The sequence below is a fragment of the Companilactobacillus halodurans genome, assembly GCF_009600985.1.
Taxonomy (GTDB): Bacteria; Bacillota; Bacilli; order Lactobacillales; family Lactobacillaceae; genus Companilactobacillus; species Companilactobacillus halodurans.
The window spans coordinates 70,559-88,790 of sequence record NZ_VDFP01000001.1; the positions used below are offsets into that span (position 1 = coordinate 70,559).

17 protein-coding genes and 1 pseudogene are annotated in these 18,232 nt (G+C 34.9%); 8 read left to right on the top strand and 10 right to left on the bottom strand.

Annotation, left to right across the window (positions count from 1 at the left end; translation table 11 throughout):
* The gene (pfkB, locus tag FHL06_RS00325) at positions 1–930 is read right to left on the bottom strand and encodes a 1-phosphofructokinase (protein WP_153384439.1); all 930 of its coding nucleotides are present in this window, start codon (positions 928–930) and stop codon (positions 1–3) included.
* A 126-nt stretch (positions 931–1,056) separates the two neighbouring features.
* Between pfkB and FHL06_RS00330 the strand changes: the two genes are divergently transcribed.
* Positions 1,057–1,818: a MurR/RpiR family transcriptional regulator gene (locus FHL06_RS00330; RefSeq protein ID WP_153384262.1), complete on the top strand. Its 762-nt coding sequence runs from the start codon at positions 1,057–1,059 to the stop codon at positions 1,816–1,818.
* A 13-nt stretch (positions 1,819–1,831) separates the two neighbouring features.
* Here the strand turns inward: FHL06_RS00330 and FHL06_RS00335 are convergent, their stop codons facing one another.
* The 3 genes from FHL06_RS00335 to FHL06_RS00345 all read right to left on the bottom strand — a co-directional run bounded on the left by FHL06_RS00335 (position 1,832) and on the right by FHL06_RS00345 (position 4,004).
* Positions 1,832–2,287 (bottom strand): low molecular weight protein-tyrosine-phosphatase, encoded by a 456-nt coding sequence (locus tag FHL06_RS00335; RefSeq protein WP_153384263.1) that lies wholly within the window; start codon positions 2,285–2,287, stop codon positions 1,832–1,834.
* Between the two features lies 1 nt (position 2,288).
* Positions 2,289–2,546 (bottom strand): helix-turn-helix domain-containing protein, encoded by a 258-nt coding sequence (locus FHL06_RS00340; protein ID WP_153384264.1) that lies wholly within the window; start codon positions 2,544–2,546, stop codon positions 2,289–2,291.
* 588 nt (positions 2,547–3,134) lie between these two features.
* Complete coding sequence (locus FHL06_RS00345) at positions 3,135–4,004, bottom strand: LysR family transcriptional regulator (RefSeq protein WP_153384265.1); 870 nt, start codon at positions 4,002–4,004, stop codon at positions 3,135–3,137.
* Positions 4,005–4,108: 104 nt separating this feature from the next.
* On the opposite strand from FHL06_RS00345, the gene FHL06_RS00350 reads away from it, so the two are divergent.
* Together FHL06_RS00350 and FHL06_RS00355 are read left to right on the top strand one after the other, a co-directional pair.
* A complete protein-coding gene (locus tag FHL06_RS00350; RefSeq protein ID WP_153384266.1) occupies positions 4,109–5,731 on the top strand; it encodes a malolactic enzyme in 1,623 nt (540 codons plus the stop codon).
* 32 nt (positions 5,732–5,763) lie between these two features.
* The gene (locus FHL06_RS00355; RefSeq protein WP_153384267.1) at positions 5,764–6,729 is read left to right on the top strand and encodes an AEC family transporter; all 966 of its coding nucleotides are present in this window, start codon (positions 5,764–5,766) and stop codon (positions 6,727–6,729) included.
* A gap of 103 nt (positions 6,730–6,832) precedes the next feature.
* Here the strand turns inward: FHL06_RS00355 and FHL06_RS00360 are convergent, their stop codons facing one another.
* On the bottom strand, positions 6,833–7,162 hold the full coding sequence (locus FHL06_RS00360) for a hypothetical protein (RefSeq protein ID WP_153384268.1): 330 nt from the start codon (positions 7,160–7,162) through the stop codon (positions 6,833–6,835).
* Between the two features lie 90 nt (positions 7,163–7,252).
* Positions 7,253–8,104, bottom strand: a complete 852-nt coding sequence (locus FHL06_RS00365; RefSeq protein ID WP_153384269.1) for a fructosamine kinase family protein — start codon at positions 8,102–8,104, stop codon at positions 7,253–7,255.
* 183 nt (positions 8,105–8,287) lie between these two features.
* On the opposite strand from FHL06_RS00365, the gene FHL06_RS00370 reads away from it, so the two are divergent.
* Positions 8,288–9,619, top strand: a complete 1,332-nt coding sequence (locus FHL06_RS00370) for an MATE family efflux transporter (RefSeq protein ID WP_153384270.1) — start codon at positions 8,288–8,290, stop codon at positions 9,617–9,619.
* Between the two features lie 57 nt (positions 9,620–9,676).
* Here the strand turns inward: FHL06_RS00370 and FHL06_RS00375 are convergent.
* From FHL06_RS00375 to FHL06_RS00385, 3 genes and pseudogenes are all read right to left on the bottom strand, one after another.
* A pseudogene (locus tag FHL06_RS00375) lies at positions 9,677–10,572 on the bottom strand (EamA family transporter).
* 140 nt (positions 10,573–10,712) lie between these two features.
* Positions 10,713–11,849, bottom strand: coding sequence for a glycerate kinase family protein (locus FHL06_RS00380; RefSeq protein ID WP_153384271.1), 1,137 nt, complete (start codon positions 11,847–11,849; stop codon positions 10,713–10,715).
* An 11-nt stretch (positions 11,850–11,860) separates the two neighbouring features.
* Entirely contained in the window at positions 11,861–13,144 is a 1,284-nt protein-coding gene (locus FHL06_RS00385; protein ID WP_153384272.1) for a GntP family permease, read from the bottom strand.
* A 344-nt stretch (positions 13,145–13,488) separates the two neighbouring features.
* On the opposite strand from FHL06_RS00385, the gene FHL06_RS00390 reads away from it, so the two are divergent.
* The 3 genes from FHL06_RS00390 to FHL06_RS00400 all read left to right on the top strand — a co-directional run bounded on the left by FHL06_RS00390 (position 13,489) and on the right by FHL06_RS00400 (position 15,819).
* A complete protein-coding gene (locus tag FHL06_RS00390) occupies positions 13,489–14,538 on the top strand; it encodes a CdaR family transcriptional regulator (RefSeq protein WP_162000216.1) in 1,050 nt (349 codons plus the stop codon).
* A gap of 78 nt (positions 14,539–14,616) precedes the next feature.
* Complete coding sequence (locus FHL06_RS00395) at positions 14,617–15,342, top strand: alpha/beta hydrolase (RefSeq protein ID WP_153384274.1); 726 nt, start codon at positions 14,617–14,619, stop codon at positions 15,340–15,342.
* 162 nt (positions 15,343–15,504) lie between these two features.
* Positions 15,505–15,819, top strand: a complete 315-nt coding sequence (locus tag FHL06_RS00400; protein WP_153384275.1) for a hypothetical protein — start codon at positions 15,505–15,507, stop codon at positions 15,817–15,819.
* A 123-nt stretch (positions 15,820–15,942) separates the two neighbouring features.
* Here the strand turns inward: FHL06_RS00400 and FHL06_RS00405 are convergent, their stop codons facing one another.
* Complete coding sequence (locus FHL06_RS00405) at positions 15,943–17,148, bottom strand: NupC/NupG family nucleoside CNT transporter (RefSeq protein WP_153384440.1); 1,206 nt, start codon at positions 17,146–17,148, stop codon at positions 15,943–15,945.
* A gap of 238 nt (positions 17,149–17,386) precedes the next feature.
* On the opposite strand from FHL06_RS00405, the gene FHL06_RS00410 reads away from it, so the two are divergent.
* Positions 17,387–18,232 carry an aldo/keto reductase gene (locus FHL06_RS00410; protein WP_153384276.1) on the top strand — a complete coding sequence of 282 codons (846 nt, stop codon included), beginning with the start codon at positions 17,387–17,389 and terminating at the stop codon, positions 18,230–18,232.

Here is an 18,232-nt window from a genome sequence, read left to right on the forward strand (position 1 = left end):
TTAGGCCTCCATTTCTGTTATTTTAATTTGATCCATTAGAACATTAACATCTGAAAAGTCAGTTAATCCAGAAACGCTTGCTGTTGAACTAGCAGCAGCAATACTTCGTTTCAAATTATCTTTTAATGAAAGTTTTTGTTCGATGCCTGCAACAAAAGCGCCTAACATTGTGTCACCGGAACAAGCTGTGTTAACAACTTTAATTTTAGGAGCGTTTCCATAAAGAACTTGTTCTTTATTGACAAATAAGGCCCCTTTACTCCCAATTGACAAAAGAATGTTCTGTGCACCCTTTGCAATCAATTTTTTAGAATATTTAACAAGTGTATCCAAATCACTAGTTCCGTCTTCATCGAACCAAGAAGCTAATTCCTCATTATTTGGTTTTAGGAGATAAGGATTCTGTGGCAATGTTTTAACAACTTCCGGATAGCTAGTATCGACAATCAAGTCAAAATCTTGTTCTTTTGCCATTTGTGAGATTTTAACAATGGTTTCAGGTGCAATGCCTTTAGAAAAACTACCTGAAACGACTAATTTATCGCCCTTTTTTATCTGAGCAACTTTTTCTAAGAATTCAGCTTCTTTTTGAGAGCTCACTTCAGGTCCATTGTTTACTTGCTTAAATTCTGTATCATTTTCCAGAACACGCGTAAAAACATTGATGCGAGAAATTCCTTCGATATGAGTGAAGTCAGTTTTAATCCCCTCTTTTTGAAGGGATTCTTCAATAAACTTACTAGTAAATCCACCGCCAACTCCTAAAGCAGTATTATCAATCCCTAAATCTTTTAAGATGAAGGAAACGTTAACACCCTTTCCGTTTGGCTGAATATCATAACTATTAGTCCGATTAACGACTTCCGGCTTTAAATGATCTGTTTCAATAAACAAATCTATGGCTGGATTCAAAGTACATGTATAAATCATCATCTGACCCCTTTCCCATTTCTTAGATTCATCATACAATGTGATATTATGTAAATGTTTACATAAACGTTTAATTAACGAAAATTTATGAAAAATGCTTTACAATTTCAGGAGGATTAATTATTAATGAATGACAAATTAAGTTCTTCAGAAGAATTCCTATGGCAATACATCCAAGAAAATCTAACTGACATCCCTAATCTATCAATCATCAAATTGAGCGAAGATGCTAATGTCTCCACCGCAACGATTGTTAGAACGATGAAAAAGAAAGGCTATACTGGCTACACCGATTTTCGCCAACAATTGACTGCTAGTACGCAGAACAATTTCAAATATAAAAATCTTGAAAAAGTTGACCATGATATCAAACAAGCCATTTTCAAAAATAAATACGAAGTCGACAACACTTTACGAATGATCAATATTGGAACGATTGAAGATGCTATTCAAAAAATCAAAGATTCGGCTGATATTTATATCTTTGCTCGTGGTTTTTCAGAATTCATCGCCAATGAAATGACCACAAAACTCCAACTTCTTGGCAAAAATTGCATTATGAGTTCCGACCCCAATATTATTATCACGATGAGTAAACGCATCAAACGAGAAGACTTAGTCATTTTAATCACCTTAAACGGCGAAACTAAAGAACTGGTCACTGGCGCAAAGAATGCTTATAAAAATGGCGTCAGTACTTTGACCATTACAACTAGTGAAAACAGTTCCGTCGCAAAATATTCTGATATGATTTTATTAGGTTTTAAATCTCAAACTTCTTATTTTCCAGATTATGAAGTTAGATCTCGTTTACCTCTTCAAGTTATCAGCCGTATTTTATTAGATTCATATGTTATTAGAACGAAAAAAAATCATCAACTCGATTGAGTCGATGATTTTTTTATTTCTCAGATATTTTTTTCAGCCAAAGTGGCAACAATTTTTTCAATTGTTGATAAGTCCGATTGAATTTATGATCGTACCAAGGATCTTCTACTTCCTTATTCTGATTCAAAATCTCAAAAGCAAGATGAATTTTTTCTTGATCTTTATTTGGAGCCATCTTTTTTAAATTAACAATATTTTGTTGATCCATACCAATAATCAAATCAGCACTATCAAAATCATCCTGCGTGATTTGTTTAGCCTGATGCTTGATTATCGGAACATCTTGACGCTTTAATTCGGCAAGTGCACCAGGATGTGGACCATTGCCTATTTCATAAGTCGATGTGGAACGTGATTCGATTTGAAATTGTTTTTCCAAGCCTGCTTTTTTAACTAAATCCTTCATCATCATTTCAGCCATTGGTGAACGGCAAATATTTCCCAGACAAACAAAAATGACTTTTTTCATTTTAAATTAATCCTAATCGTTTCTTGACTTCTTTTAATTGCGCCTCTAAAACAGGATCTTTTCGACTAAGTACATCAAGTGTCGTGGCCTTTGCAGCTGGTTTTGTTGCTTTCTTACTTTCGTTATTCTTATACTTTCTAACCCAAGCAGCCACTTGTTGATATGAAATTCCATATTTTTCACCGGTTGCTTTGTAATTGTTGTCATGCTCCATTGCGTAATTAGCAATTTCTTTTTGTTGACTTTCATTGTAATTCATACTAAAAACTCCTAAATGGCTTGTTATGAAAAATTATACCATAGAAAAATGCATCAATGCCCATATATCGCAGTTTTCGCCAGTATAGAAAATTTGAACACAAAAAAATGGTAGCTCAGGGAGGAACCACCATTAAATCGACAATAGTTTAAACTATTATAATCATGAAATTATCAAGAAAGAGGAAACATAGGATTAATCTCCTCTTCGTACCAATGATATCACAATTACTTTCAAAATTTGACTCCTATATAAATTAAGCATAATTTTATAAATTTCTGAATAAACAGTAAAATTAGCCAAATTGGCTCTACAATAGCATTTCTCGTCAATTAAACATTTTCTATCCCATAAATCCCAAAAATATTTACCGTAAAAAGTGCAAATAATGTAATAAAAACACAATATAGTTTATTATATTGATGAGGTATAAATAATTGTATATTGTATTTGAACAAAAACTATGTCGACAAATAGATAATAAGCATAAATATTATCTATAGATTAATCCACCAATACTAATTGGCAAATACATTATAACGTTATTGGACTATACCTGTATACCACGAATGTTTTATAAAATAATATCTATATATTTTTAAAAACATCAATCAATTGTTTGAGCGTTTTATCACTTATCATGTTGTGGCGGTATACAAAAAGTATATAAAATGGCGGCAATTTTACCCCCTCAAGCTTGACTTCCTTGATTCCAGGTACTCCTTCAAATGCTGTCTGCGTTACGAAGCTGATTCCTTTATCTGCTTGAACAAGGTTTAACATCAACTTGTAATCAGCAGTTTGAAAGGTAGTATACGGGGAAACATTATAGCGTTCCTCGATATTTTGTAGAACTTGTTTGTGAACTGAACTTTCATCCAATGAGATAAAATCTTCATCAAATAATTGTTCAATCGTAGTTATTTTTGAAGTATCTCTTTTAGCTGAAGCAATAAATTTAAACTGATGCTTCTTAATGATTTGATAATCAAGATGATTTTCTTGTGGCAAGGTAGTTGTTCCTAAAAAAGATATATCTAATTTTCCATTTTTTAGTTTAGACAATAGTTCTCGAGAACCTTCGGATACTGGAACAATCGTGTTAAGCAATCCGTTTTGTTTTAATTTGTCAAAGACTTTGGGAATTAAATAATTTGTAATAATCGGTGGCCACCCCATTACAATCTTGTCTCTTTTAATACGATGCATATCTTCTTCAATTAAATCATTTTCCAGAAGTATCCTATTAATATGGACTAATAATTGCTGTCCAGCTTCAGTTAATGAAAGCGAGTTCGCATAGCTCTTCCGTTCTACTAAAGAAATACCATAAGTTTCTTCAAGTCGTTTAAGTGAATAAGTTATCGTGGGTTGACTAACTTTATAGAACTTGGCCGTTTCTGAAAAGTTCTTTAATTCAGATAATTTTTTAAAATATTGATAATCTTTTAGATTCATGTTTTTCACCTATAAATTTTATTTATTAATAATAACATATTTGACTATGTTTTTTATTATGCTGTATAGTTCCATTCGAAAGTTAATTAGGAGGCATTAAATTTATGAAATACACTGGTTTAGATTTACTAAATAATCATTTCTTAAATAAGGGCACTGCTTTTACTAAGGAAGAGAGAAAAGAAAATCATATCGAAGGCTTACTACCTCCATTTGTTCAAACATTGGACCAACAAGTAGAACAAGCCTACGAAAACTATTCCAATAAAGATACATTTCTTGCTAAGAGAATGTACTTAATGGATATTTTTAATGAAAATGTTACTTTGTTCTACAAATTGTTCAGTGAACATGTAAACGAGTTTATGCCAGTCGTTTATGATCCAACTATTGCTGATACAATCGAAAACTACAGTCACTTTTTCTTAGATCCACAAAATGCTGCATTCCTATCAATTGATGACCAAGATGATATCGAAGCTTCATTGAAGAACGCTGCTGCTGGTCGTAATATCAAGTTGATCGTTGTTACTGACGGTGAGGGAATTCTTGGTATTGGCGACTGGGGTGTTCAAGGTGTTGATATTTCAGTTGGTAAACTAATGGTTTACACAGCTGCTGCTGGCCTTGACCCAAGAACTGTTTTACCAGTTGTCTTAGATGTTGGTACAAACAGAAAATCATTACTTGATGACGACCTTTACATGGGTAATCACCACGAACGTGTTACAGGCGACAAGTACTACGACTTTGTTGACAAATTTGTTGAAACTGCCGAAGACTTATTCCCTGACATGTACTTGCACTTTGAAGACTTTGGTCGTAGCAATGCTGCCAACATCTTAAACAAGTACAAAGATAAGATTCTTACATTCAATGATGATATTCAAGGTACAGGTATTATTACACTTGCTGGTATCCTTGGTGCATTGAACATTTCTAAAGAAAAGCTTACTGACCAAGTTTATCTATCATTTGGTGCTGGTACTGCTGGTGCTGGTATTACTAAGAGAATCTTTGACTCAATGGTTGAAGAAGGCTTATCAGAAGAAGAAGCTAAGAAACACTTCTACCTCGTTGATAAGCAAGGTCTCTTGTTCGATGATACAGAAGATCTTACACCAGAACAAAAGCCATTCACTAGAAAACGTAGTGAATTTGACAATGCTGATGAATTAACAAACTTGGAAGCTGTCGTTAAAGCAGTTCACCCAACAATCTTAGTTGGTACATCAACACAACCTGGTACTTTCACAGAATCAATCATTAAAGAAATGGCCGCTCACACAGAACGTCCAATTATCTTCCCACTTTCAAATCCTACTAAATTAGCTGAAGCTAAGGCAGAAGACCTATTGAAGTGGACTGATGGTAAAGCACTTATTGCTACAGGTATTCCTGTTGATCCTATCGAATACAATGGTACTACATACAACATCGGACAAGCTAATAACGCTTTAGTATATCCTGGACTCGGTCTTGGTGCTACTGCTGTTAACGCTAAGTTGCTTAGCGATGGCATGATCAATAAAGCTGCTCACTCATTGGGTGGTATCGTTGATGCTTCAGAAGCTGGTGCTGCTGTATTGCCTCCAGTTTCAAAACTTGATAAGTTCAGTATCACAGTTGCCGAAGGGGTTGCTCAACAAGCAATTGACGAAAACTTATCAGATGCAACAGATGCTAAAAAAGCTGTTGCCGATCTAAAATGGGAACCTAAATATTAATATATAAATTTTCAAAAAAGGGGAATTAATTTATGGCTGCATTTATCACTTCATTAGAGAGTGTTGCTGAAATCGTTCTAGTTATTGCCTTGGGGTATTGGCTTAGAGGCTCAGGTAAACTAGGCGACGAATTTAAGGGTAATATTTCATTCATTATCATGAAGATTGCCTTACCTGCTTCAATCTTTGTTTCTGTTCTTAAGTATTTGACAAGAGACAAATTAGCAAGTTTATCAGGTGGTTTGGTCTTCACCTTTGCCAGTTTTACAATTGGCTACATTGTAGCTTGGCTTTTAACAAAGATCTTCCATATTAGAAAAGGACGTCGTGGTACTTTCATTAACATGTTCGTCAATGCTAATACAATCTTCATTGGCTTACCTTTAAATATGGCTTTGTTCGGTGACAAGAGTTTACCTTACTTCCTTGTTTACTATGTTATGAACACAATTTCAACTTGGGCTGTTGGTATCTTCTTCATCTCAAGTGATGATCCAACGGTTGATAAGGGTGAAAAGAAGGACTTCAACTGGAAGAAACTTCTACCTGCTCCACTTGTTGGTTTCTTAGTTTCATTAGTATTCTTACTTATTGCTATCCCAGTTCCAGAATGGATCAATAAGACCTTAGACATGGTTGGTGGTATCGTTACACCTATGTCACTTATCTACATTGGTATTATTTTAGCCGATGCTGGTTTGAAATCTATTAAGTTCGACCGCGATACAATTCTTGCCTTAATCGGTAGATTCATTATCGCCCCTGCACTTATGATTGCCATTATCTTAGTTGGTAGATCAATGACAGGTAACACATTGCCTTCACTAAAAAGCAGTTCATTCATCATTCAATCAGCTGCTCCTGGTTTAGCCGTATTGCCTATCTTGGTTGACCAATCTCATGGTGATGTCGATTACGCTACAAACCTTGTTACAACGTCAACGGTTCTCTTCGTTATCGTTGTTCCAATCTTAATGCAAATTGCAAACTTGATTTAATTATTGAAAACAATTAAAAATCACGTTCAGATCCTCCTCAAATAAAAGTAAAGAAAAAGTTCGTCAACATTCTGCGGTTGACGAACTTTTTTTGTATCTTTTCTTATTTAGGTGAAACCAATATAATCAAACGATTTACTAAGTCAGTTATTCTCTTAGCATCTTCAGCAATATCAGTACTCTTCCTATTTTTTACCGTTGAATGATTGACCTGCAATAAACTGATTGAATCTGTTTGGTCATTGAACTGCGCAATCGGCAAAACGATTTCTTGGTCATAAACAGAGATATTGCCTGATTCAACTTTAACGATATGTGACCCCTCTGGCATACTTAAAATATAGCTTTTAATTCTTTTTTGACTAAATTTATCTTGATAAAAACCATAAACAACGTTTAATTCATCCATAATATATTTAATTTCATTATTCATCTAAGCCCACTCCCTTCAAGAGGAAAACACCCTTATATTTAAGTATTACTCACTAACCAAGTAATTGACAAGTCATCGCAAGAAATAATTTTATTTTTCTAGGCTTTTCATCAAAGCATTTTCCAAACTAGGACCGTAAGTTTCTCCAAAAAGATTCAGATGAGCTAACAAATAATACGTTTGATACCAAGGAACACGCTTTTGCCAATTGTCTGCCATGGGATAGGTATCATTGTATCCTCGATAAAATTCTTCGCTGAAGCCACCAAATAATAACGTCATTGCAATGTCCATTTCGCGATTGCCAAAGAAAACATCAGGATCATACAAAATTGGCTGATGGTCGTCTTGAAAGGAAGCATTGCCATTCCACAAATCACCATGTAATAAACTAGGCGTGATGGGATTTTTTGAATAGTATTCACGAATCATTTCTTCAAATTGCTTCATCAACTTATCACGAAAACCATTCCAATTATTTTTTTGCTTAACTTGTTTGATCAATACTTCTAGACGTTGGTTGATGTAAAAGTCAGCCCAATTATCTTGCCAAGTATTGATTTTTTTATTTTTAGCGTTTAAGACATCATGATTTAAACCAAATTTTGACGCATGCTTTTGATGCATCTGAGCCACTAATTTACCTAAATCAAATTGAGACTCAGTTCCAAACTCGATATAATTCAAAATCAAATAGCCATTATTCTTGAAAGTTCCTGATTTAATCACTTGCGGAGCATTAGCTACTGAATTGATCAAATTTAAGCCTTTAATTTCATGACCAAAAAAACTTTGATCATTCTTAGGCTGAACTTTCAAAAAATAATTTTTTTGTGCTGTGGTTATTTTAAAAGCCAAATTAATATCTCCACCAGAGACTGGTTGAACTTGCTTAATATCACCTAAGTTCAATTCATCATACCAACTCTTATCAATTTGCATATCGTCACCCTTTCATCTAGCTTAATTTTAAAGATGATCTCAATTATCTTCAAGAATCAAAACTTTTTCTTGCGAGCTTATTTTACCTAGCGTATCATTAATATGATTGTTTTTTATTATATTCTCTGTTCGTCAAGTCATATTATCTGACAAGCGACTGTTCAGATAAGGAGTGACAAAATTTTGAATGATTTATTTGAAAAAGCCCCAATTCCAAAAGCCTATATGCAACTGGCTATCCCAGTTGTTTTAGGAATGGTCGCTAGTATGGTTTATAACCTTGCTGACACCTTTTTCGTAGCTCAGACGGGGAACGCTGATTTGGTGGCTGGAATTGCCTTAGGTAGTCCGCTGTTCTCATTTATGTTAGCCGTTGGTGATATTTTCGGTCTCGGTGGCAGTGCTGTTATTTCACGAGTCCTTGGTAAACATGACTACAAACAAAGCGCAAGAATCAGCAGTTTTTGTTTTTACATCGCGATTGCTCTAAGTTTAGTCTTAACAGCATTACTGCTTTTCTTTGAAAGCCCAATTTTGAATCTTTTAGGTGCAACTGATGCTACTCGTCCCTACATTGCTGACTTTTATCGTGTCTTAGTTTTAGGTTCAACTTTTATTATCGTTTCGCTGGTTCCTGGTAATATTATTAGAACTGAAGGTTTAGCCCAACTTTCTATGATAGCTACCATTAGTGGAACAGTTTTAACAATTATTCTAGACCCGCTTTTCTTATTCGTTTTCCACTGGGGAGCTTCAGGAGTGGCCTTTGCTAATGTCATTGGTTACTTCGTAAATACCAGCTTATTAGTTATTTTTATGCGTCGCGCTAAATCGCTGTCTCTAGCTCCTAAATTAGCACATATTTCCCGTCCTGCTTTTAAGGAGGTCGTAGCTGTCGGGATTCCTGCCTCCTTAACCAACTTGACACAAAGTTTTGGTTTAATGTTACTAAATGTTTATTTAGCCGCTTATGGTGCTCAAGCAGTTGCTGCCATGGGAATCGTCCAAAAAGTTTATATGGTCGTAATGATGATCATGGTCGGTTTTGCCTTTGGAGCTCAACCATTGATTGGATATAATTATGGTGCCAAAAATTGGTCTCGGCTAAAAGGCATTTTACATTTCGACTTAAAAATCGAAGGCGGCTATGCTTTGGTGTGTGCGGTAATTTTAATCATTTTTTCACCACAACTGATTAAGTTGTTCATGAATCAAGCGGCCATCGTTTCAATGGGAACCGTGATGCTACGAGCTATGCTGATTACAACGCCTCTAGTTGGTTTTATTTTAGTCTTTACAACAGTTTTCCAGTCCATTGGAGCTGCAACTAGCGCTTTAATTATGGCCTTGTCACGACAAGCTGTAATTTTAGGAATCGCAATCGTTATTTTGGCAAAATTATTTGGACTTAACGGTATTATTTGGGCTCAACCAGTAGCTGATGTTTTAACCTGCTTAATTGGTTGGTATCTTTATAAAAAAGCCTTTGGCAAGAAAAAACTTGCTCAAGATTAATCAAAAGGAGCTATCTTCATTCCATTTGGAAGATAGCTCCTTTTTTACTTTTAAAATTTACTTTTGTGCTTTAATCTTTGATTGACGCATCCCTAAAATATCCGGCAAAACTACGGCCAAGATTATTAGAATCACGCCGACAATTTGTACCCAATCAACTGTTTCTCCTAGGAGAATAAAAGCCACAACGATCGATGATGGCAATTCTAATGAAGATAGAATTGGTCCAATTCCTAAATCTAAATATGGCATGAAAATTGAATAAGCCACCAGAGGAAATACCATTGAAAATAACGCAATCAAAACGCCCCCTTAATCGTTGGCAAAGTGACTGACGAATGGATTATTTGTGGCGTCCAAACAATCGTTATCAATAAGAAAGCTCCTAAACACAATAGCCAAGTCTTTGATAATGGATCCAAATTATTTCCTAAACTAGCCGTAAACTGCATCGTACAAGCGTAAGCACAAGCGGCTAAGAAACTAAACAACAAACCTAACGGTGAAATTTCTTGCGTAATAGGAAACAGCCCTGCTGCAAGAACTGTTCCCAGTAAAACTAAAATAATATTAAAAACTTGCAGGCGTGATGGCAAACGATGATGAATCACTGATCCTAACAGCGTTGATAGCCAGACAGCTTGCATTAACATAACGGCTGCTACTGCGACGGGAATCAATTTTAACGCTTGAATATAAAAAGTGTTTGTAAAACCAGATGCTGTTCCAGCAGCAATCACTAACCCAATTTGTCGCCAATTAGTATACTGATTATGCAACCATTGACGACGAATCACTTGGATAATTCCTAATATTACTACGGCACTCAAAAATGACCAAAATAACAATGGACCATTAATGACTCCTTGATGTCGAGCAATTTTAAAGAGCGATGCTGGGATTCCAAAACTAATTGCCCCTAACCCAACAAAAACTGGTGCTAATTTTTTCAAAAAAATCATCCTTCTACTATTATATATAAATAATTCCAACGCAATTCATGTTACACGTAAATTTTCAAAACTGCTATGATTTCTCCAAATCAAAATAATAAATAAGTGCTTTACCATTTAATAGGCAAAGCACTTATTTATTATTTCGTATTTTTGATCAAGCGAGCAATATTTTCTGCCACTTGTTGAACGTTCTTATCTGTATTTTGAATAGCATCTGATAAACTTTCTACACCCGGAACACAAGTGAAGATAGCATCAATTCCTAATGGATAAAGTTCAGAGATTTTCTCACCAATCGAACCAGCAATTGCAATGACAGTTGCCTCAGGATTAACAGCTTTCGTTGCTTTAGCGACTCCAATCGGAGTTTTGCCAAATTTAGTTTGAAAATCAATCTGACCTTCACCAGTTATAACGACATCGGCATCTTTAACTTTTTCTTTTAAATCAGTGAAGTCAATCACGATATCGACTCCAGATTCTAATTTAGAATCAGTAAATGCCAATAAGCCCGCACCTAAACCACCAGCAGCACCAGCACCAGGCACATTTTCCAAATCCTTATTTAAATCACGTTTTAAAATATCAGCATAATGCGATAAAGCGTGATCTAAAAACTCGACCATTTCCGGATTTGCACCTTTTTGAGGTCCAAAGACATGACTAGCACCATTTGGTCCAGTTAAAGGATTAGTCACATCTGAAGCAATAATCACTTTAACATCCTCTAAGGATGCCATTTTTGAAGTATCGATATGGTCTAACTTCACCAAATTGGCTCCACCAAAACTCAATTCCTCACCTTGATTATCTAACAAATGGGCTCCTAATGCTTGTGCCATTCCAGCTCCACCATCATTTGTTGCCGAACCACCAATACCAATAATGATAGTCTTAGCGCCACGGTCAATTGCCGACTTCATTAGTTCGCCAGTCCCAAATGTCGTCGTAATATATGGATTTTGAGTAAATTGATTGATATATTGAATCCCACTGGCTTCGGCCATTTCAATGACAGCTACTTTTCCATCATTTATCAAGCCATATTTAGCAGTAGTCTTTTTACCTAATGGATTAGTCACCGTTTCGGCGATAATTTGACCATTTTTAGCATCGACTAATGATTGAACAGTCCCTTCACCGCCATCTGCCATTGGTACATTAAGATACTTTGCATCAGGATAGACTTTTTCAAATCCTTTACGCATTGATTGAGCAACTTGTTTAGCTGTCAAAGAATTCTTATAAGAATCTGGTGCTAAAACAATTTTCATTTACTTCACCCCTAAAACAAATTTCCGTACATTAATGTTGCGACGATCGTCATTGAAAGTCCAACTAGCATTTCCCAAAAGACAACTGTCATTCTTTCCTTGAAATGCATGTTGACTGCTTCAGCTGTGACGTGGAAATAATTACCATGTGGCAATTGATCGATAACAGTAGCACCAGTATGAACCATAGCTGCTGCACCAGTTCCAGAAATTCCCAAAGACATAATCGACTTGCTAAAGGAATTAGAAGCTAAGATAACACCAGTTGAAGTTGAAGCCGTAGCTGCAGCCATTAAGATTCCGGCGATTGGCGCTAAGAAAGTTCCGGAGATTCCAGAAATTTGAACGACTGAAACCACCTTTTGTGGCAAATTAGAAGCTGAAACTAAGCCAGCTATTGCACCAGCTCCGATTAAAATCATAACAACATCTGTCATTCGAGCAAGTCCTCTAGCCATGTACTTCAAAAATTTCTTTTGTTGTCTCATCGCTAAAGTACCGATCAATCCAGCAATTGGCAAAATATACATTGCATCAAGATTAAATGACGCCAAAACCTTTATTCCTAAAATATCGCCAACTGGCGTAATCAATAATAAGATAACGGCAACTAATGGCGTCACAATAGCTGCTTTTAAGCTGGGTAGATTCTTTGTTTCTTTAGTTTCGGTTTTATTTGTTTTAGGAACGAAACTACCTTTATTCTTAATTAAAGTTGCCAAAATAACTGTCACGATCAGACCAACAATTGCAGGAATAAAATCGGCAATCATTACTTGTGATAATTCGACATTGAAGCCCTTTGCGGCTGCAATGGTATTGGGATTAGGTGAAATAACATTTCCAGCTTTCCCACCACCAGATAAAGCAACTAATAAGGATAATTTGCTGTAATGCATTTTTTGACCAACTTCTAAAGCAATTGGCGCAACAATCAAGACAGCAACAGGAATAAAGATTCCTACACCTGTCAATACCATCGTCGACAATGCTAATGCAAGAATTGCCAACTTATCGCTGAAATGATTGACGATATTAGAGGCAATTACATTTGCAGCGCCAGACTCCATCATGACTCCAGCTAAAACTCCAGCTGCAATTACTCGAATAATAGTCCCCATGACACCAGAACTACCTTTAACAATCGTATCAGTTGTTTGTGACAAGGACATACCTCCGAGTAGACAACCAACGATAGCACCAAAAATCAAGGCATACACTGGATTAACTTTAAATAGAATCAATCCAATCGCCAAAAGCAGCCCTAATAAGGCCGCCCACCAAGCAATAACCATTATATAAAAACATCCCTTCTCAACAAATATTGAGTCAATTGTTAACTATTGAACAATTGATTAACGTGTGTATAATACCGTGATAAAAGGGCAAAATCAATGTGCATTTGCACAAAGTTATTTGTAATCAACGTTGTATTTGTTATCCAAATGGCTTTAAATCAACAACACTATTTTGGTAATTTATTTTAATTTTTTAATCTGCACAAATTGAGGTTGACTTGTCAACAAGTACAAGTTTGCACGTTATTTAACAAGCAAAAATCAATCTAAACGTACACAAATCTTTAAAACAAGGTAAAATGTTCATAATAATTAAATTAATTGTAAACGAAGGAAATAACATGAAATTAGATCCCAATTTGGCTCAAACGATTGTTGATAAAATGATGGAAAATATCCCTTATAATATCAACATGATGAATGAAAAAGGCGTCATCATCGCTAGTGGCGACAAAAAACGTCTTAATTCACTCCACATTGGTGCTATTGACACTATCAAGAGCGGTAAAACTAAACCAATGATTGAATCATATGGTAAATTTGGACAACCTGGAGTTAACATTCCAGTTGAATTTAAACATCAAACAATTGGCGTCATTGGTATCACTGGCGACCCAAAAAAAGTGACTCCTCTAGCCTCTCTATTAAAGGTCTCAACTGAATTATTGATTTCTCAACTCAATGATTCAAAATTAGAAAATCAGCACAAAGAAACCCTCAATCATTTCCTTTACCAGTGGACCAATACTGATAACGTATTAGAAAATGATGAATTAAGTATCCGTGCTCATTCTTTAAATATTGATTTATCATTGCCACGTTTTGCTGTGATCATTGAGACTAATAATACCAACGGCCTCATCATCAATCAAAGCGACTTCCACTTCAATCAGACTGCTGAGCAAATTTTGATTATTACCAAGAAGCAAGAAAATATTGAATACTATTTAGCCTTTTGTCAAAAAAATCATTTTCCTATTGGCATCAGCAACCGGGGGTATAACCTCAAGCAAGCTGTTAAAGAAGCTCAGGCGACAATTAAAGTCACTAAAGAATTGAATCTGACTAATATCTATTATTTTCAACAAATCAAATTCTCAAATGAATTGCTCAACAGCAACCTGTATTCTGACAAATATTTGAGTGTCTTCAAGAATTTTCTCAAAACTAAATCAGGCAATGAATTACTGGAAACATTGGAATGTTACTTTAAGCATAACGGTAACGTAACGGATACGTCACAAGCCCTTCAGGTTCACCGAAATACCACAAACTACCGTCTCAATAAAATATCAGAATTTTTTGAATTGAACTTACATGATTTAACCGATATTTTTCAACTCTATATCAATTTCTTACAATTCAAAAAACAACAGTATCACAAGAAATAGTTGCTTCTTTTAAGTGGACATTTTTTCACTTTATGCTTAAAATTTGTGTGACTAAAAATGTATTGCGAGGTTTAAATAATGGTCTTAATGAATCTTAATTACAGAACAAATTACTTACATACTTACTTTAAAACGACTGTCGTTTTACCAGACACCAACAAATCTGACTATACGACTGTTTGGCTGTTGCATGGCTATACCGGAGACGATACTGCTTGGATCCGGCATGTAAATATTGAACAACTAGCTCGTAAGCACAACTGGGCTATCATAATGCCAGAGGCTAGAAACTCATTTTATTCTGATTCTAACTTTATCCCCTACTATTCTTATTTCATTGAAGAATTCATCCCTAAAATGCAGCATATTTTACCTATCTCAACTAAACGAGAAAAGAATTACATCGTCGGCTCCAGTATGGGTGGCTATGGAGCATTAAAAATTGCTTTTATGAATAATGACATTTTCAGTAAAGTCGCTGCACTTTCACCAATCACTGACATTGAACACTTTCGCGATAATCCTAAGAGCCCAATGGATAAAAAGACCTTTGACAGTATTTTCGACAGCCCTGAAAAGGTTGCTCAAAATCAGTTGATCAATATTTACAACAATCGCCAACCTAAACAACAAATTCTAACTCTATGTGGCGATAGTGATTTTATGCATGAAGACAATATTATGTTTAAGAATTTTTTATCGATTCATGCTAAAGGTAGATATACTTGGATGCCAGTTGAGGGCGATCACTCTTGGAAAACTTGGAGTCAAAATATTGATCGAGTTTTTGACTGGTTATCTTAATTTTTACCGATATATTTTATTTTGCAATCGACGTCTAAGCCTACTTTGAGAGTATTTATAATCAAAAACAACTTGTTATTTTTAATATCTAATCGAACCAATTACGAGTAAATTAATAATTGGATTTAAGATAGTTCTTTACATCGAAAGGAAAATGACAAGATGAATTTAATTCAGTTACATGATTTTATAAAAGAAAATTACGAAGATGGTACATTTCAAAGTACTCAAGATTCTTATCGTCAAGTCAAAAATGACTATCAAGCCTCAAAGGATTTTCATGCCAGTACTGAAGACGATTATCAATTAGGTTATCAACAAGCAATGTCAGATTATCGAAGAGATCATGCTTTTCGTTACTATCCAAAGAGTTTGCTACGTTTTGCCAATGAAATTTCTGATAATAAACTAATCGAAATCACTAATTTTATTGATGGATATAAAAATGCACAAAAAGATATTTCCAAAAAACTATAACTATAAAAAGCATAACTATAAAAGAAGAGAATGAGACATTACGCCCCATTCTCTTTTTTTATTATTAATATCAATTTGAGTAAAAAAAACAAACTAGAAATATTCCAGTTTGCCTTTTTTATATTACCAAACGAATAATCCTACAAAAGCAGCTGACAATAATGATACTAAGATACCTGATAGCAACATATAGCCAACGTTTTTTGAAATAACATCATTCTTTTCTTTATCAACAATGCCCTTGAAACAACCAATAATCATTCCTAGAGTCGAGAAGTTTGCGAATGAAGTGATGAAGACTGTTAAAACAGCCTTAAAGTGAGGGTCAAAATTCTTGATAATTCCTGTAACTTTACCCATAACGACAAATTCATTCGTTACTAATTTTGTACCCATATATTGAGCCATTTGGAAAGAATCATGTGAACTCAGTCCTAACAGCCAAGCAAATGGATACATAATAATTCCTAAAATATGTTCTAAAGTTAACCATGGATTAACTAATTGTAAAATTTTATCGATTAAAGCTGCTAAAGCAACAAACGCAATTACGTTAGCGGCAATAATTAAAATCAAACGACCGGCTCCTAAAATTGAGTCACCTAAGAATGAGAAGAAAGGTTCTTTTTTGCCACCCTCGCCTTGGCCATTCAATTTGGCGATGGTATCTTCTTCAGGCGTGACAGTTACTGGGTTCAATAAACTCGTTACAATAATTGCATTGATAATATTGATGGGAATAGCCGTCAGAATAAATCTTCCTGGCATCATCTGAATATAAGAACCGATAATTGATGCCGTGACACAACTCATTGACATCATAGCCAAAGTGACATTTCTTTGAGCTTTGATTTGCTTTAATTGCAAACTTGAAACTGCCAAGGCCTCTGTATTACCTAAAAACATCATTTCAACTGCAAAGAATGATTCAAACTTTGGTTGACCAGTAATAAAGGATAATCCTTTACCGATCCACTTAATAATAAATGGTAGAACTCCAATGTATGTCAAAATATCAAATAATGGCACAATCAACAAAATTGGAAGTAAAGCACTTGTAACGAAATCCATGCTCTTGACATGGACCCAACTTGGTAGAGCAAATTCAATTCCGACGTAAGCAACTTGTACTAACCAGTTGAATCCATCAGCGGCACCAGAGACGATTGCACGTCCAACTGCAAAACTAGTTAAGAACCAAGCCAAAACTAAATTTAAAGCGACCATAATGGCAATCGACTTCCATCGAATTTCTTTTTTATTCTTAGAAAAGAGAAATCCAATCGCTAGAAAGACGATTACTCCTAAAGCGTTAACTACTAAGTACATACTCATTATATATACCTAACCCCTTTATAAATTTAGAAGTTGCCAATGCTAGATTATTCACTTCTTCAATTAATATTACATGGCGTAAAAATGAAAGTAAATAAATTTAACAAATGTGAACCAATTAAATCGTCTTCATTTTTAAATTAATTATATTGGCTATATAATAATAGTGTTAGCAGTTTCATAACATGAAATATATTCAATAAATAATTATTTGAAGAAATGAGGCAAAATATTGAAGTCAATCACATTCAATCAACAAAAAACGTCAGCTATCGGTATTGGTACTTGGCACATTGGCGAGGGCGATGCCAATAAAACTGAATCAGAAATCAAAGCTCTCCAATATGGACTAGATAATGGCATCAATCTTATCGATACCGCTGAAATGTACGGTGAGGGATTATCGGAAACATTAATCGGCAATGCCATTAAAGACTACGACCGAAGTAAATTTCAATTAATTTCAAAATTTTATCCCTATCACGCGACTGAGAAATTGATTGAAAAAAGTTTAAAAGCTAGTCTGAAACGTCTTCAAACTGATTACCTAGATTTGTACCTATTGCATTGGCGCGGTCAAACTCCTTTAGCTGAAACTGTTAATGGATTAGAGAAAATGGTCAAAGCTGGATTAATTAAAAACTGGGGCGTTTCTAATTTTGATCTCAATGATTTAAAGGAATTAGACTCAATTTCTCATGGTTCAAACTGTCGCATCAATGAAGATTTATATAATATCAGCAGTCGTTCAATTGAATATTCGATTCTACCTTGGCAAAAAGAGCATCAAATGTCATTTGTCGGCTATTCTCCTTTTGGATCAGATGGCGGACAATATCTAAAGATTAAGCCCGTTATTAAAGAGATGGCCCAACAAAAACACATTACCGTTCATCAATTGCTTTTAGCCTGGGTCTTAAGAAATCATGATGTACTCAGTATCCCAAAGACATCTTCAGTTGAACATATGAAAAGTAATCTTTTCGCTGTTGATGTTGAATTTTCTCAATCAGAATTGGATCTTTTGGATGAATCTTACCCTAAGCCTAATGAAAATTCTCAATTAGAAATAATTTGA